Raw genomic sequence first — 16,011 nt, 5'->3', positions numbered from 1 at the left:
CTCATCCATGAAACTCTTTTGTGCTGCTAAACCCGTTTTAGAACAATTCCTACACATTCACGGACTATTTAGGTGTTTCCGAGATTCAGTTTCAAGCACTTAGACTCTATTCGTGTTGAATAACTGAATTCTTCCGCAAAAAAAAGACAAAGAAAATCTCTGTCTCTTTCTGGATACTCTTTTTCAAACACCCTGAGTTAAGCTGAAAAATCAGTTCTTTTTATATCGAATCCCATAAACATCATGTCTTCGGTCTTTCAGCTGTCTGACTGTTCCAGATTGGCGCTGCCTGCGAAGAATTTCAAGGTCCACATCTCCGATTACAACCATTTCAATATTCGGATTGCACTCGCCGACGATGCCGTCTCTTGCAAATTCAAAATCCGACGGTGCAAAAATAGCAGATTGCGCGTACTGAATATCCATATTTTCTGTCTGAGGGAGATTCCCGACTGTGCCTGAAATAACCGTATAGATTTGATTCTCCACTGCACGCGCCTGCGAGCAATAGCGGACACGCAGATAGCCCTGGCGATCTTCTGTACAAAATGGCGTGAAAATAATTTTAGCTCCTTTTTCAGTAGCAATTCGTGCAAGCTCCGGGAACTCTATGTCATAGCAAATCTGAATTGCAACCTTGCCGCAGTCCGTATCAAAGACTTTAACATCATCCCCCCGGCTGATTCCCCACCATTTCCGTTCATTTGGAGTGATGTGAATTTTATATTGCTTTTCAATGGTGCCGTCTCTGCGGAAAAGATAAGCGACGTTAAAGATTTTTCCGTTATCTTCCTCGACAAAGTGAGATCCTCCGACGATATTGACATTGTATTTCACTGCGAGCTCTGTAAATAGACTTATATACTCTTCTGTATACTCCGTCAGCCTGCGGATTGCTCTGCTTGGCGATTTCTCATCCAAAAAGGACATTAACTGAGTTGTGAGCAATTCCGGGAATACTGCAAAATCAGCAGATGCATCTGATGCTACGTCTGTATAATATTCCACCTGGTTCGCAAACTCTTCAAACGAATTAATTTGTTTCATTTGATACTGCACAACACAAATCCGCACCGGCAAAGCCGTTTTGTAGTAGCGTTTCGTGTTTGGCAGGTAATCGACATTATTCCATTCCATCAGCGTGGCATATTTGCCTGAAGCACGGTCATCAGGCAGGTAGTTCGGGTTAATCCGCATAAGTGTAAATCCGTTTAGAAGCTGAAAAGAGAGAACGGGATCATAAATTTTATGATGAATGACTTCCTGCACATATTGGCGCGGAGACATTTCTGTTTCGAATTTATGATAATTCGGGATTCTTCCCCCGATAATGATGCTTTTAAGATTCAGGCGTCTTGCAAGATCCTTTCTTGCCTCATAAAGCCTGTGTCCTATTTTCATCCGGCGGTACTCAGGGTGTACCATGACTTCAATTCCGTACATATTATAGCCGTCAGGATTATGGTTTGATATATAGCCGTTATCCGTAATATCATCCCAAGTGTGACGGTCATCATATTCATCAAAGTTAATGATCAGACTTGAGCATGAACCAATAATCTTCCCTTCGAATTCAGCACAGAACTGGCCTTCCCGGAAATGCTCCAAATGACTTTCGAGATGCTCTCTTTCCCATGGAACCATGCCTGGAAAGCATAATGCCTGCATAGCTAATATTTCATCTATGTCTTTCTCTTCTATATTTCGGATAATCATTTTTTTTTCGAATTTGGATAAATCAATTGTATCAGTCAAAAGAATCGCTCCTTTATGTAGTAAAATCAATTTATTCCCTAAATAGCCTGCTCTGAAACCTATTTTAGTTTCTTGACTCAATGATCGATATGACTTTTTCAAGTTCCATTTCCGCCATTGATTCTAAACGGTGATCCGTGTCGCCAAACTCCAGATGAGCGGTCACGCTATTTGGAACAATCGTGCAGAACATGCCTGCTTTTTTAGCAGCAAGTGCGCCATTTGCGGAATCTTCAAAAGCCAGACACTCACTTGGCTTTACACCGAGGCATTTAGCTGCTTCTATGTATAATGCAGGATCCGGTTTAACGAATTCGACATGATTGGAGGTGCGGATACACTCAAAATAATCAATTAGATTCAAGCTTTTTAAATATGTTGATACCCATTCATAGCTTGAACTTGATGCCAGTCCTATTTTCAGACCCAATTCTCTTGCAGCCATTAAATAAGCCTCTACACCAGGTCTTGCAGCTTCTGCTGATAACCTCTTATCAAACTTCTCTTTCTGACGGCGTGCTAATTGATCATGGTCAATTGATCTTCCGATTTGCTCTTCTAAATAAACAAATGGGCTGAAATCAGATGACGTTCCTATCACTTTCCCCCATACTGACAAAGGCAATTCACTGCCCTGTTCTTTAAAAATTTCCTGGAGAACTTCATATTCGTGCGTTTCTGTGTCAAGAATCAATCCGTCAAAATCAAAGATAATCGCTTTAATCATGCGTCTTCTTCCCCCTGTCTTTATTATGTTCATTATATAACGGAAAAAGAGAAAATAAAAAAGAGAGCACCTGCTTGTCCTTTGCAGGTGCCTCCCTTATTAATGCTGCTCAGAAATGTTAGTCAGTGCCTGGCCTGCTGCTTCATTAGACATTTGATCAGTTGCAAGGTCACCCAGTGCAACATAGCCTACAAGCTGATTGTTTTCAACGATCGGCAAGCGGCGGATCTGATTTGATGCCATCAGCTGCGCTGCTTCTTCACTGCTCATGTCAGGTGTTCCTGTCACAAGGTTTGAAGACATAATATCTGCAACTTTCGCATTATTGGACATTCCCTGTGCTGTTGAACGAAGCGTAATATCACGATCTGTAATGACTCCTTTTACCTGTCCGCCATCCACAACTGGAATAGATCCGACATTTTGGCTGCTCATCAATTCTGCAGCCTCCTGAATACTTTGTGAAGAGGAAATCGTAACAAGATCTTTCGTCATACTTTCTCTAATAGATGAATTCAACTTAAAACAGCTCCTTTCAGCTAATAGTATGTGCAGGAAGACCGCTTTTCCACTTAGAAAATGGAACCTTTTCACACATATAAATCCATGTTTTAGAGCAGCCGGATTTGTTATTTGTATTCACCCCCTTTTTTCATTAAGATAAGAAAGAGGTGTTCTGAATGAACGGTTTTGAAAGAAGAAAGCAGATTAAAATGGAGCAAATTCAAAAAGCGGCATTTCAGCTTTTTTCACAATATGGAGTAAATAAAGTAAACATACAGGAAATCGCGGCAGCTGCGAATGTTTCCCAAGTAACCATCTATAATTATTACGGCAGCAAAGAAGCGCTGGCGATACAAGTTATGAAAAGGTTTTTTCAGGAACAGATTGAATTTTATACGGACTTATTTAAAATGGACATTCCTTTTCGGGAAAAAATGGAGATACTCATTGAACAAAAAATGGCCCATTCAATGGCAATCGGTCCTGATCTTTTAGAGTATATGATGGCTGATGAAGGAGAAATGAAGCAAATCATGATGGACTTTACGGTCAATCAATCCATGCCTCTTTTCAAAAGCTTAATTGAATGTGGAAAAAAAGAAGGTCATATTAGAGAAGAGCTTTCATTTGAAACGATTATGTTTTACTTTAATATGTTTGCTTCAGAGGTCTATAAACACCCTGAATTTATTTTGGATCATAAAGACCGAAAGAAAATGACGAAAGAATTCCTGCATTTATTTTTCTATGGTCTAACCGGAAAATAATCATGGACGGAGCTGCAAATGACGGGCTTCTTTTTTCAATTTTATGATGACTGAATGTTTGATTTTACAAGATTCTGATCGAGGACTATAATATGTAGTGTAAACTCATGAATGGAGAGGCGATAGTGTGTCAGAGAAACTCAAAAAGTACATAGAGAATCAATTATTTATTGCATGGGCGGCTTCATTCATCTCGATGCTCGGGAGCTTATATTTTTCAGAAATCATGAAATTCATTCCGTGTGAGCTCTGCTGGTATCAGCGGATTTTAATGTATCCGCTCGTCATCATTCTTGGAATTGCGATCTATAAGAAGGATTACCAAATTGCGTTTTATTCCATGATTTTATCAGCGATTGGCGGCACCATTTCGATTTATCATTATGCCGTTCAAAAGATTGACTTTGTAGGCGAAAATTCGGCATCATGCGGCATTGTTCCCTGCACAGGAGAATACATTAACTGGCTCGGATTTATTACGATTCCATTTCTGGCATTGATCGGCTTTACCGTTATTTTTGCAGCAAGTTTGAATATTTACAGAAAAATGAAAGTAGGTCGTTAATATGAAAAAACTCTTAATATTTGCAGGTATTTTTATCGTATTGTTTGGCGGTCTGGCATTTGTAACGAACTATCAGCAATCAGAAAAAGCAGAAGGCAATCCATACGGCAAGGACGAGCTGAATCCTGCTACCGTTGACCAGCTTGATGACCCGAATTATCAGAACATCATCCTTCCTGAAGAAGTAGATGAAAAGATGGATAAAAAAGAGGATTTTGTCGTTTATTACTTCAGTCCAACTTGTGATCACTGTAAAAGAACAACACCTGAATTAATGCCTGCTGCAAAAGAAGCAGGAGTAGAAATTAATCAATTCAATCTGCTTGAATTTGAAGATGGCTGGCAGCAGTACGGCATCGAATCAACTCCAACCCTTGTCCGTTATCAGGATGGAAAAGAAGTGGATCGGGTTGTAGGCTATAACGATGGAGCATATTTTAAAGGCTTGCTGAGTAGCTGGAAATAAGCAAAGCGTATCTGCTGTTTTGGACAGGCAGACTCGCCGGATACAGTGCTAACTCCAGAATTCATCTGTGAAAATTTAACAGTTCAAATCCTGGTTTATCAACGAAAAAGGGTACACGGCCGTGTACCCTTCTTTTTATACGATCCACTTATTTGCCGGCTTCCCGTATTTGCTGACTTCTTCAGCCTTCTCTCTAGAAGAAAGAAAATGATCAAATGTAAGGGGAAATTGATAGCCGTACTGTTTTAAGATAGTAATGTTTCGGTCATATAGTTCCCTGTGTTCCTTTTCTGATTGCTGATCCAAATGATTAAGCAACGCCGTCAGCGCTTGAAGACTGGACATGATCTGAAAAGCTTCTTTTAGTGTGCCGTTATATTGCATTTCTTCAGTTTGAGGCTTAAGGACTGAAAGCTCATCAAGCTGATCAATGGTTTCATCTGAAAAATACTGCGGGAATACTTCTTCATACATATTTTCAATCAGTTCTTCAATGTACTGCTCCTGCTCTTCGGTTGAAGCAAAAACGATTCTCAAAATAATTCACCTCTTTGCTGCGTTCGGGCTTTTCTCTTACAGCTAGAATAACATAGCTCTATTGCCCGAAGGAGAGGTAAGTGTTTCCGTTTCTAGCTTGGACATCCAATTAACATCTTTAGTATACTTGGAAGACTACTGATAGATAGGGGATTGCAATGAAAATTAGAGGTGAATGGATGGAATTTCCGGTAAAGAAAGAGTGGGCAGGAATTTCCCTCCAGCAAATGCTGAGAGAAATAATGAAGGCGCCGAAGACACTTGTTCATAAGTGGCGGATGGACCGCGAAGTAAAAGTGAATGATGCAGATCCAAACTGGACCTCGCCATTAAATGTAAAAGACTCCGTTATGATTCGATTGTTTCAAGATGAGGAATTTGATATCACTCCCGAATACATGGAGCTTGATTTATTATTCGAGGACGAACATTTTCTCATTATCAATAAACCTGCCGGCATGGATACACATCCGAATGAATCCGGGCAAACTGGAACGCTCGCTAATGGAGTCGCCTTTCATTTTCAGATGCACGGGATATCAAGAAAAATAAGGCATATTCACAGACTGGATCACGATACCTCTGGTGCGATTGTTTTTGCCAAACATGCCCTATCACATACTATCCTGGACCGCCTTCTTGAAGAAAGGCAGATCAAAAGGACTTATACGGCCATCGTTCAAGGAAAAATAAAGCAGAAAAAAGGAAAGATTGACCAGGCGATCGGAAAAGACCGTCATCATCCGGTCCGCCGCAGAGTATCCCCGGGCGGACAGCATGCATTAACTCATTTTAAAACCGAGGATTATAATACTCAATTTGATGTATCTCTTATAAAGCTTCAGCTGGACACAGGCCGCACCCATCAGATTCGTGTCCATTTGAGTCATATTGGCTATCCGATTGCAGGCGATGACTTATATGGCGGGAACAAGAACCTGATTGACCGCCAAGCTTTGCATGCATCAGAAATAACGGTTATGCACCCTTTTACAGATGAAAAAGTGACTGTAAGCGCGGACTTCCCTGACGATATGAAACGATTGCTCTCAAAGCTGCAGTTTTAATAGTCCAAATTCTGAAGTTTTTTGACAATACTTTCTAAATCATCAGATTTACTTGCTGAAAAAGGAACAATACTTTCCCAAATAGAAGATTTACTTGCTGAATCAATTACTTTACTATCTTTTTTCCAAATGTCTCCTAAAACAAAGAAAATGCCCCGGTAATTCCGGGGCATTCTTTCATAATTTCTTATTAAACACATGACTGACACGGTCAAAACCCATCTTTTCTTCATAAAAACGGTGTGCATCAATCCGCTGATTTCCTGAGCTCAGCGTAATCATGCCGCAGCCGGATGCCCAAGCAAGCTCCTCCACGTAATTTAACAGTTTTTCGCCATACCCGCGTGACCTCGATGCTCCATCTGTCACTAAATCATACACATAAATATGCTTATCGTTATAGAAATTTGTCAGTTCAATAATACCTGCCAATGCCTTCACCTGATCATCTTCATAAAGTCCGATTAATCGATACCCCTGCTTCTTCATTGGTTCGAGCAGCTTAACATACTCTTCCTCGCTGAGGTGTGTTCGTAATTGAGACATAACCGCAAAGGCTTTTTTAAAGTTTTCTTCCCCTTCAATCTCTCTAATGGCAATCATGAAAAAATCTCCTCCCGCTGCTAATTTACTTTTTCAGCATAAATAATATAGCGCTCAGGTGCATTTCCGACAAAACTGAAAGGATAGCATGTCGTTAAGATCAGCTCTTCTCTTTCATTTTGCAGCGTGATCACACTCATGTCATCTGCATCGACAATTTTAGTCGATTTTATTTTGTACTCAAATTCGCCATAGGGCAGGAGAATCGTTAATGAATCGCCTATTTCCAGGTCACCCGCTTTCCGGAATACAGTATCTCTGTGACCTGACAGGACAATCTGGCCGTTTTCATTCGGATAGTAGCTTCCCTTGTAGTGCCCTACTCCCTTTTCCAAGTCATCCGGGTCGGTTCCTTCTACAATCGGAAGCTCTGCATCCAAGCGGTGAATCTTAAGAATACCTACTGCCTTGCCAATCTCAGGCTCATATCTCTTCTCGGGTGTTGGAGAAGGCATTTTCTTCTCATCTGCAGACCTGATTGCAGCCTGTGCATCCGCTAATGACTGGTTTGTTTTCACATTGGTCTGAACAATCTGCCATACACCATAACCTGTAAAAAGAAGGCCTGCAGCTATTAACATAAGCGAAAAGAATTTGAATGCATTCATAGATCAGGCACTGCTCCTTTTAGAAAATAATCCGTACAATTTATCATTCTGATTATACCAAATATAACAAAAAATACACATCAGAATTTTCCAGAAACGAACTTAAAAAACAGGCTATCCTCAGAGGACAGCCTGTTTTATGACTTACTTAAAATTAAAAATCAAAATTATCCGGATCTGGACCCACACGCTCGTCGCGGTTTAATCCATCGATTTGCTCCATCTCTTCTTGTGATAGTTCAAAGTCGAAGATTGATGCATTGTCATAAATGCGATGTTCTTTTACAGACTTTGGAATCGTTACAACTTCGTTTTGAAGATCCCAGCGCAAAATGACCTGAGCAACAGATTTCCCGTGCTTTTCAGCTATTGCTGTTAATGTAGCGTCATCAAGGAGTTTTCCCTGCATAAGCGGTGACCAGGCTTCAAGCTGGATATTGTTCTGTTTGCAGAATGCCTGAAGTTCTTTTTGAGTTAAACGCGGGTGATATTCTACCTGGTTTACCATCGGCACAATCTCAGCATCCTTGATTACATCTTCAAGGTGATGAATTTGGAAATTGCTCACGCCGATTGCTTTTACTTTACCTTCTTTGTAAAGCGTCTCAAGCGCTCTCCATGTATCTTTATACTTGCCTTCTACAGGCCAGTGAACAAGATATAAATCCAAATATTCCAAGCCAAGCTTTTTCATGCTTTCATCAAATGCTTTTAATGTGGATTCGTAGCCTTGATCAGCATTCCAGACTTTCGTTGTGATAAATAGCTCTTCACGGGCAGCTCCGCTCTCTTTAATCCCCTGTCCTACGCCTTCTTCATTTCCATAGACAGCAGCAGTATCAATGCTTTTATAGCCTGCTTCAATAGCCCATTTCACTGAATTGACAACCTCAGTTCCTTCTTCTACTTTAAATACGCCAAGCCCAAACCAGGGCATTTTAACGCCATTATGTAACACAGTTGTATCCTGGAGATTTTTCGCCATGATTTTTTCCCCTTTCTGCTTATCAGATTACCTTCATTATCTGATAAAATTCTGCAAAATCCAAAAAATATGCCTCAATTTTTTCTCTTTCCATGATCTTTTGCTAAAATGAAAGAAGATTGTCATGTGAAAGGGTGCGGTTTGTCGGATGGAAACGAAAGAGCAGCTCCTCAGTCAATTAAAAGAAATTGAAAAATGGGAAGATGATCAAAAGGGATTATTCTTCTGGGAAAAAATCGGCCGGATTCCTTTTAAATTATTAGATAAGCTGACACCTGCTTTTATTCAAAAGAAAATCGGTGTTCTGCTTGATGAACTCGGCAGCTTCATTCAAAGCGGCGGCAAGTATTTAACACAGAAAAACGGCATTTTGAAAAAAGTTCAGCTCCTCGTCCCGGGTGACGCGGTAAATTCAATTGATGATATGAAACATGTGCCCTTAAATGTCATGAACCGTGTAAGCAGTGATCTGAGGACAAATCGCGGGAATGTTGCTACAGTTCAGGGGGCGACAACCGGATTTGGAGGAATTTTCACACTCGCAGTCGACATCCCTGTACTGCTAGGCCTTTCTTTAAAAACACTGCAGGAGATTGCCATTGCTTATGGCTATGATCCTGAAGACAAAGAAGAGCGGATTTTTATCGTGAAGTGCCTGCAGTTTGCATCAGCAGATATTGTCGGCAAACAAGCGATATTAAATGAATTGTCAGGCTATTATAACCGCAGCATGGAGCCTGCCGAAATGATGTCAAAGCTTCAGGGCTGGCGTGAGGTTGTATACACGTACCGTGACCATTTCGGGCTGAAAAAACTGCTGCAGATGGTGCCAGTTGCCGGCATGCTGTTCGGTGCGTATACAAATCGTTCGATGGTAAAGGATATTGCTGAAACGGGGATTATGTTATATCAGAAAAGGAGAATTCTTGAGAGGCTTGCGTCTGATCCGGTCATGATCATAGAAGAAAAAGGAACTCATCGCTGAGTTCCTTTTTAGATTAAAAGAATAATGCATCAAGTGAATATGCACCTGCACCTGTTAAAGCTACCCCTATGGCTGCAGCAAGCAAAGTAAGGTTGAATTCATAGCCGTTTTGAGCAGCCCAGAAACCGTTCGGGGCATGAACTTTCACGATTGCTACAAGCATTGTGCCGGCTAATGCAGCTCCTGCAAGCGGAGTAAGGAAGCCTGCGGCAAAAAACGCTCCTCCTGCAAACTCAGCAGTCCCCGCGAGAACAGCCATTGCCACTCCGGGCTTGATGCCAATCGATTCGAAAAATCCCCCTGTACCTTTAATTCCATGACCTCCAAATGAGCCAAACAGCTTTTGAGCACCATGAGCCATGAATGAAAGTCCAATCACTAAACGAATAAGTAAAAGTCCTAAATCTAATAACATTGTCATCATCCTTCTTTCAATTATTTTTAATTCGAGATATATTCTTAAAAAAATTTACTCTTTCTTATATATGCCGTCTCAGACAGGAAAATACTTTTAATTAAAATATCTTGAATTCAAAGTAATTATATTCTTATTTTTCCTATCTGTCAATCTCTATTTTGCAATCCCGAAGCAGAATCAATTCTGACGCTAAATTCACATTAAAAAGGATCTTCCCATCACTGCAGGAAGATCGCATTGTTATTTTGGTTTTCCAATCATTTCAACAACTTCTCTTACTTCATTCAGCATAGTCTGCCTGGTTTCTTCATCTACATATTGCACGGAATACATGAACTTATGGGCAAGTGTTTCAATTCCGCAAAAATTCATGATGCCGATATCAAATGCAGCCTGCATCGCCATTGTTAATTGCGGCGGCTTTAGAGATTTTTCAGGCTGCCCTGTAGTCTGGAAAACCAGCGCCTCTTTTTCTTTAAGCAAGCCCTCCGGACCTTCATCAGCATATCGAAAAGCAAAGCCATTGGTGAATACTCTGTCAAAGTATCCTTTTAATATAGCCGGCATCCCATTCCACCATGTCGGAAAAACAAAGACTAGAATATCTGCCCATATGATTTCACTCTGTTCCGCCTGGATATCAGCTGGAATTTTATCCTGATAAAAGGATGTATAATTGTCCTCTATCAGAATGGGATTAAATTTCATTTGATACAAATCCCTTTTTTTCACTTGAAATTCTTTGCTTATAAATTCTTTTTCCACAGCATCACATATCGCTGCATTAAAGCTTTCGGGATTAGGATGAGCATAAATAATCAGTACATTCATTTCATTCTCCTAAAATCGCTTTTTTATTATTCTTTGCGGAGAATGGAATATTATGATTTTTTATTGTGTTTTTCTGTTAAGCAGTTAATTTCAAGCTATATTCTGAAATTCCCACTATAATATAGTTAGTTATTTCCAGTAGAGGATGTGTAAAAACCATGATTGAAAAATTCAAAGTAATCATCACATCACTTGGACGTGAGCGGAAAATCACCGTCTATTTGCCAGATACATACGCATACAGTTCTAAAGCTTTTCCAGTCCTCTATATGCACGATGGACAAAATTTATTTGAAGACAGAGATGCAAGCTTTGGTGTCAGCTGGGGGATTAAAGATTATCTTGAGGAGAGCAGCCTTGAGCTGATTGTCGTAGGCATTGACTGCAATCATACAGGATACAGTCGATTTAACGAATATGGTCCTTGGATTAACAAAGACCTTGCAAAGGACCTGACTGGACAGAATGTTAACCTTGGTGGTGAAGGTGAAGCGTACATCGGTTTCATCGCCCAGGAACTAAAACCGCTGATTGACAGCAAATATCGAACACTCCCTGCTGAAACTTCGATGGCGGGCAGTTCAATGGGCGGTTTAATTTCTACATATGCAGCTTGCAAATATCCGCATATCTTCAGAAAAATTGCTTCTCTTTCATCTGCTTACTGGTTTAACCAGCATGAGATCGAAGCACTCATTAAAGAGAGTGATTTGTCAGCAATTGAAAAGTTTTATATGGATGTCGGCACAAAAGAAATCACCGCATCCATTCATCATCAGAATTATATTGATTCGAGTGACGATGTGTATGCGATTCTTAAAGAAAAAATTGTCGATTGCCGCTATGAAATAATCGAAGAGGCAAAACACAATGAAGCTGCCTGGAGAAAAAGAGTGCCGGAGATACTTAAATATTTGTACTCATAACGCAAACCAGTCCGGTTTCTGAGCTGTAAACTATCAGCAGGAACTGAACAGGAGTGTTAATCCAAGATGGCTTAACGCTCCTTCTTCTTGAATTGTGTCCGCAGTAAAAATGCTCAGAGTGTTATTTGCTCTGAGCATTTTTCGTTCCTATTTATTTGTATGTTAATCAAGAAGCTGTTTTATCTTCATTCGACATTCATTATGAATGGATAACCGCAAACTTTTTCTTAAAATGAAGTCAGTTTTTCGAGTGCATTGGTCCGCTTTCTATCTTTCATATGCTGAGCAGGATCAAAATAGCCAAGCTGCAGAATGCCGACGATTTTTTCGCCATTTTGAACGCCAATAGCACGGCGGAATTTTGGATCATAGATGTAATTTGGCGTCTTCCATACCATCCCCAGTTCTTTTTCCCAGCCAAGCAGCTGCAAATTTTGAATAAGAGTGCTTACGGCTGCGAAATCTTCTTCCCAAATTTTCTGGCGGGGATCTTCAGGCATAATGGCAACTAAAAATGCAGGAACATCTGCAAGCTTCGATTTCACTTTTTCATGTGTTTTTGCTTCGCAGCATGCAAGAACAGTCTGAATAAAAGCTTCCTTCCGCTCTTCGCTTACAAATAAAAACCTCCAAGGCTCCCTAAGCCCGTGATTAGGCGCCCAGACTGCGTCATTAAGCAGAGTGACAACATCTTCTTCCTTGACCTCAAGAGGCAGGTAATTTGATTTAATTGAAATTCTTTCCCTTATTACAGCCGAAATGGATTGTTGCTGGATCATCTTTCACCCTCCAATTGATAACGATTTTCACTATCATCTACAAATTATAGTATCACTCCGTGTTTTTTTCGTCAATTAAATGAAGGCGGGAAAATGGTCTTAATAATTGATGCGCTCACTGAACTCAAAATAAAAAACCTTCCTATTAAGGAAGGCTTGATCATTAAAAGAACAGATTTAAAATATAGTAGGAAATCGCTGCTAATGTAGCAGAAATCGGCAAAGTGATGAACCATGTAATAATCATCGTTTTAGCCGTTCCCCATTTTACGCCTTTAATTCGGTGGGCTGAGCCTACACCAAGTATGGAAGATGAAATGACGTGCGTTGTACTTACCGGCAAGTGAATAATAGAAGCGCCAAAGATAACCGCTGCTCCTGTTAAATCAGCTGCTACACCATTAACCGGGCGGATCTTCATGATCTTACCGCCAACGGTTTTAATGATTTTCCAGCCGCCGACACTCGTTCCAAGTCCCATCGCAAGGGCACATGAGAATTGTACCCACCATTGAATATCTGTTGAGTTCTGAAGATTCCCTGCAATCAGGGCCATCGTGATGATACCCATCGCTTTTTGAGCATCATTCGTACCGTGTGTGTAAGATTGCAAAGCAGCTGTCGCTACCTGAATTGCACGGAAATTTCTGTTTGTTTTTGTAAGGTTGTTGTTTTTAAAAACGACTTTAAAAATGCTGTAAACAATATAACCTACTATAAACGCCAAGATTGGTGAAATGATCAGGGCCTGAAGGATTTTCAAGAAACCTGTATAGTTTAATGAACTAAATCCTGCCGCTGCAATCGCAGCACCGGCGATTGACCCAATAATTGCATGGGAAGAACTGCTTGGAATCCCATAATACCAAGTAATCAAATTCCATGTGATCGCTGCAATCAGGGCAGCTAAGATCACTACAGATCCATTTTGCAGGGTAAACGGATCAACAATGTCCTTTGTGATGGTCTTTGCCACGCCTGTAAATGTCATGGCACCGACAAAGTTCATGACAGATGCAAGGATAATTGCCTGTCTTGGTTTAAGAGCTTTCGTTGATACGGATGTTGCAATCGCATTTGCTGTATCATGAAATCCGTTAATAAAGTCAAACGCCAAGGCAAAAATAACAATAAGAACGGTAAGAATTAATATAGTATCCATAATATCGCCTCTTACGCGTTCTTCATGATGATAGTCTCAAGTGTGTTGGCAACACCCTGACAGCTATCAGCAATTTCTTCAAGTGTTTCATATATCTCTTTATATTGAATAATTTTAATTGGGTCTTTTTCGATTGCAAATAAATTTTTCACAGCTGTACGCAAGTAATTATCACAGTTTGACTCAAGTTCTTTTAAACGGATTGCATGAGTGCGGATATCGCTCAGCTTTTTATTAGAAAGCAGCTCAATTGATTTAGCGATTTCGATTGTACACTCATTAATTGTGTCAACGAACTTTACCATGTAGTCAGTCGGCTGTGTAACAGAATACATTTCAAACAGTGCCGCAGAATGTTCGATGCCATCCAAAACATCGTCCATGATCATTGCGAGCTGAAGAATGTCTTCGCGCTCAATCGGAGTAATGAATGCTTTGTTCAGTTCCATGATGATGGTATGAACAAACGTGTCACCCTTTGACTCATAATCCTTAATTGTCTCTGAGAAAACTTTCAGATCGTTGGCATTTTTGATTTTGAAATCAACAAAATACTGCCCGGTTTCTTTTAAGTTCTCAGATATTTGACTTAACATTTCAGAAAACTTATCTTTTCTTCTTTTGATAGCCATTGCTTATTCCTCCAAGGAGCCATATATTTTTTATTTTCTCTCTTTATTTGCAACTTAAAAAGTATATACGTTAATGTCGAATCCGAAAAGACTTTGTCGTTAATTTTAACAATTTCTTTACAAAGTATTAATATTAGTAAAATATTTCTATGGTATTGATTTCTATATAAATTTACACAATCTTAAAAAAAACATAAAAAAAAGCGGAAACTCCGCTTTTTTTACTTAGCAATTGAGATTTTTGCAGGTTCTGCATGTTCAGCAGGAGGATGAAACTCATCTTCCATTTTAGATACAACAACTGTTGCCACACCATTTCCAATCAGATTTGTAATTGCCCGGGCTTCGGACATAAAGCGGTCCACACCGAGAAGAAGCGCAATGCCTTCAACAGGAATCATAGGGAACGCAGCAAGGGTTGCTGCCAATGTAATAAATCCTGATCCTGTTACTCCTGCCGCCCCTTTAGATGTAAGCATCAAAATGCCAAGAAGGGTCAGCTGCTGCCAGATACTGAGATCGACTCCATATGCCTGCGCAATAAACATCGCTGCCATGGATAAATAAATGGAAGTGCCGTCCAAGTTAAACGAGTAGCCTGTCGGAATAACAAGTCCAACAACTGATTTAGAGCATCCGTATTTCTCCATCTTCTCCATCATCTTCGGAAGTGCGGATTCTGATGAAGATGTTCCAAGTACAAGCAGGATTTCTTCTTTAATAAAAGCAATAAATTTTGTAATGCTGAATCCATAGTATTTGGCAATGGCTCCTAAAACAAAAATGATAAATAGGAACATTGTGATATAAACTGAGCCCATTAATTTACCTAGAGCTACAAGCGAGCCAATTCCAAATTGCCCAATTGTGTAAGCCATCGCGCCGAATGCCGCAAGTGGAGAAACCTTCATGATCATGTTGACTACACCGAAGAAAATATCTGTCAGCCTTTCAAATAAAACGACAACCGGTTTTGCTTTTTCGCCAACCGCTGCCATTGAGATACCGAACAAAACCGCAAAGAATAAGATTGGAAGCAGTTCTCCCTCAGCCATCGCACCTACAACATTCTCTGGAATAATGCCGACGATAAAGTCAACGAACCCATGACTGGTTTCTTCAGCCTGCTCTGTATACTGGGATACATCTCCGCCCTCAACTTTATCTGTGTTAAAGCCGTCACCAGGCTTTACAATTCCTACTACTATAATTCCGATTGCAAGTGCAAAGGTCGTCACAATTTCAAAATACAGAAGAGCCTTGCCTCCGATTCTTCCAACCTTCTTCAAGTCACCCATGCTGCCAATTCCAATAACAACCGTAAAAAAGATAATTGGCGCAATCACCATTTTAATCATTTTGATAAAAACATCCGCTAAAACTTTCAGCTCAATTCCGAAACTTGGAAACAAAAAGCCGACTGTAATCCCTAAAATAATCCCGATAATAACCTGAACCGTCAAATTCCTAAAATTAATTTTCATAGTATCCTCCGTCCTCTTATTGATAGCGCTTTCAAGAATACCCTTATATTAACTGATAATTTCGACACCGCCCCGTTTTGGTATTATTGTTCTTTTTGGTCTTTTTGGTCACCAGAAAAGCGGAACCGACCGTTTAGCTCCGACAGACAGATAAGGATCAGCCAGTGAAGGCGCTTTTTGCCAATGCTTGCTGAGCCGTTCTGGCCGAGG

At 40.2% G+C, this 16,011-nt stretch carries 19 protein-coding genes; 6 read left to right on the top strand and 13 right to left on the bottom strand.

Features of this window, described 5'->3' with window-relative positions; all coding sequences use genetic code 11:
- Nucleotides 1-210: 210 nt before the first annotated feature.
- From ABEQ24_RS22610 to ABEQ24_RS22600, 3 genes are all read right to left on the bottom strand, one after another.
- The gene (locus ABEQ24_RS22610; RefSeq protein WP_430008860.1) at nt 211-1,716 is read right to left on the bottom strand and encodes a GNAT family N-acetyltransferase; all 1,506 of its coding nucleotides are present in this window, start codon (nt 1,714-1,716) and stop codon (nt 211-213) included.
- A 103-nt stretch (nt 1,717-1,819) separates the two neighbouring features.
- Nucleotides 1,820-2,482, bottom strand: coding sequence for an HAD family hydrolase (locus tag ABEQ24_RS22605; RefSeq protein WP_430008858.1), 663 nt, complete (start codon nt 2,480-2,482; stop codon nt 1,820-1,822).
- Nucleotides 2,483-2,581: 99 nt separating this feature from the next.
- Entirely contained in the window at nt 2,582-2,977 is a 396-nt protein-coding gene (locus ABEQ24_RS22600; RefSeq protein ID WP_430008859.1) for a CBS domain-containing protein, read from the bottom strand.
- 185 nt (nt 2,978-3,162) lie between these two features.
- Here ABEQ24_RS22600 and ABEQ24_RS22595 point away from each other — a divergent pair, with 185 nt between their 5' ends.
- The 3 genes from ABEQ24_RS22595 to ABEQ24_RS22585 all read left to right on the top strand — a co-directional run bounded on the left by ABEQ24_RS22595 (nt 3,163) and on the right by ABEQ24_RS22585 (nt 4,784).
- On the top strand, nt 3,163-3,753 hold the full coding sequence (locus ABEQ24_RS22595; RefSeq protein ID WP_430008857.1) for a TetR/AcrR family transcriptional regulator: 591 nt from the start codon (nt 3,163-3,165) through the stop codon (nt 3,751-3,753).
- A gap of 127 nt (nt 3,754-3,880) precedes the next feature.
- Nucleotides 3,881-4,318, top strand: a complete 438-nt coding sequence (locus ABEQ24_RS22590) for a disulfide oxidoreductase (protein ID WP_430008856.1) — start codon at nt 3,881-3,883, stop codon at nt 4,316-4,318.
- 1 nt (nt 4,319) lies between these two features.
- Nucleotides 4,320-4,784 carry a thioredoxin family protein gene (locus ABEQ24_RS22585; RefSeq protein ID WP_430008855.1) on the top strand — a complete coding sequence of 155 codons (465 nt, stop codon included), beginning with the start codon at nt 4,320-4,322 and terminating at the stop codon, nt 4,782-4,784.
- A gap of 135 nt (nt 4,785-4,919) precedes the next feature.
- Here ABEQ24_RS22585 and ABEQ24_RS22580 read toward each other — a convergent pair whose 3' ends face one another.
- Nucleotides 4,920-5,321 (bottom strand): DUF5365 family protein, encoded by a 402-nt coding sequence (locus ABEQ24_RS22580; protein ID WP_430008854.1) that lies wholly within the window; start codon nt 5,319-5,321, stop codon nt 4,920-4,922.
- Nucleotides 5,322-5,479: 158 nt separating this feature from the next.
- Between ABEQ24_RS22580 and ABEQ24_RS22575 the strand changes: the two genes are divergently transcribed.
- On the top strand, nt 5,480-6,388 hold the full coding sequence (locus ABEQ24_RS22575; protein WP_430008853.1) for an RluA family pseudouridine synthase: 909 nt from the start codon (nt 5,480-5,482) through the stop codon (nt 6,386-6,388).
- 177 nt (nt 6,389-6,565) lie between these two features.
- Here ABEQ24_RS22575 and ABEQ24_RS22570 read toward each other — a convergent pair whose 3' ends face one another.
- From ABEQ24_RS22570 to ABEQ24_RS22560, 3 genes are all read right to left on the bottom strand, one after another.
- A complete protein-coding gene (locus ABEQ24_RS22570; RefSeq protein ID WP_430008852.1) occupies nt 6,566-6,991 on the bottom strand; it encodes a GNAT family N-acetyltransferase in 426 nt (141 codons plus the stop codon).
- Nucleotides 6,992-7,011: 20 nt separating this feature from the next.
- Nucleotides 7,012-7,599 (bottom strand): class D sortase, encoded by a 588-nt coding sequence (locus ABEQ24_RS22565; protein ID WP_430008851.1) that lies wholly within the window; start codon nt 7,597-7,599, stop codon nt 7,012-7,014.
- A 154-nt stretch (nt 7,600-7,753) separates the two neighbouring features.
- Nucleotides 7,754-8,584, bottom strand: coding sequence for an aldo/keto reductase (locus ABEQ24_RS22560; RefSeq protein ID WP_430008850.1), 831 nt, complete (start codon nt 8,582-8,584; stop codon nt 7,754-7,756).
- 148 nt (nt 8,585-8,732) lie between these two features.
- Between ABEQ24_RS22560 and ABEQ24_RS22555 the strand changes: the two genes are divergently transcribed.
- Entirely contained in the window at nt 8,733-9,569 is an 837-nt protein-coding gene (locus ABEQ24_RS22555) for an EcsC family protein (RefSeq protein ID WP_430008849.1), read from the top strand.
- A 13-nt stretch (nt 9,570-9,582) separates the two neighbouring features.
- On the opposite strand, the gene ABEQ24_RS22550 is transcribed toward ABEQ24_RS22555, so the two are convergent.
- Both ABEQ24_RS22550 and ABEQ24_RS22545 read right to left on the bottom strand, forming a co-directional pair.
- Nucleotides 9,583-9,984: a DoxX family protein gene (locus tag ABEQ24_RS22550; protein ID WP_430008848.1), complete on the bottom strand. Its 402-nt coding sequence runs from the start codon at nt 9,982-9,984 to the stop codon at nt 9,583-9,585.
- A gap of 243 nt (nt 9,985-10,227) precedes the next feature.
- On the bottom strand, nt 10,228-10,818 hold the full coding sequence (locus ABEQ24_RS22545; RefSeq protein ID WP_430008847.1) for an NAD(P)H-dependent oxidoreductase: 591 nt from the start codon (nt 10,816-10,818) through the stop codon (nt 10,228-10,230).
- Between the two features lie 158 nt (nt 10,819-10,976).
- Between ABEQ24_RS22545 and ABEQ24_RS22540 the strand changes: the two genes are divergently transcribed.
- Nucleotides 10,977-11,744, top strand: coding sequence for an alpha/beta hydrolase (locus ABEQ24_RS22540; RefSeq protein WP_430008846.1), 768 nt, complete (start codon nt 10,977-10,979; stop codon nt 11,742-11,744).
- A gap of 227 nt (nt 11,745-11,971) precedes the next feature.
- Here the strand turns inward: ABEQ24_RS22540 and ABEQ24_RS22535 are convergent, their stop codons facing one another.
- From ABEQ24_RS22535 to ABEQ24_RS22520, 4 genes are all read right to left on the bottom strand, one after another.
- On the bottom strand, nt 11,972-12,523 hold the full coding sequence (locus ABEQ24_RS22535) for a nitroreductase family protein (RefSeq protein WP_430008845.1): 552 nt from the start codon (nt 12,521-12,523) through the stop codon (nt 11,972-11,974).
- A gap of 163 nt (nt 12,524-12,686) precedes the next feature.
- The gene (locus ABEQ24_RS22530; protein WP_430008844.1) at nt 12,687-13,685 is read right to left on the bottom strand and encodes an inorganic phosphate transporter; all 999 of its coding nucleotides are present in this window, start codon (nt 13,683-13,685) and stop codon (nt 12,687-12,689) included.
- An 11-nt stretch (nt 13,686-13,696) separates the two neighbouring features.
- On the bottom strand, nt 13,697-14,317 hold the full coding sequence (locus ABEQ24_RS22525) for a DUF47 domain-containing protein (protein ID WP_070877191.1): 621 nt from the start codon (nt 14,315-14,317) through the stop codon (nt 13,697-13,699).
- 221 nt (nt 14,318-14,538) lie between these two features.
- Entirely contained in the window at nt 14,539-15,801 is a 1,263-nt protein-coding gene (locus tag ABEQ24_RS22520) for a dicarboxylate/amino acid:cation symporter (RefSeq protein ID WP_430008843.1), read from the bottom strand.
- Nucleotides 15,802-16,011 lie beyond the last annotated feature (210 nt).

The organism is Metabacillus idriensis, from assembly GCF_050483325.1.
GTDB classification, from domain to species: Bacteria; Bacillota; Bacilli; order Bacillales; family Bacillaceae; genus Bacillus_P; species Bacillus_P idriensis_A.
The sequence above is the reverse complement of the archived record's forward strand: the minus strand, read 5'-3'. Positions and strand labels throughout refer to the sequence as shown.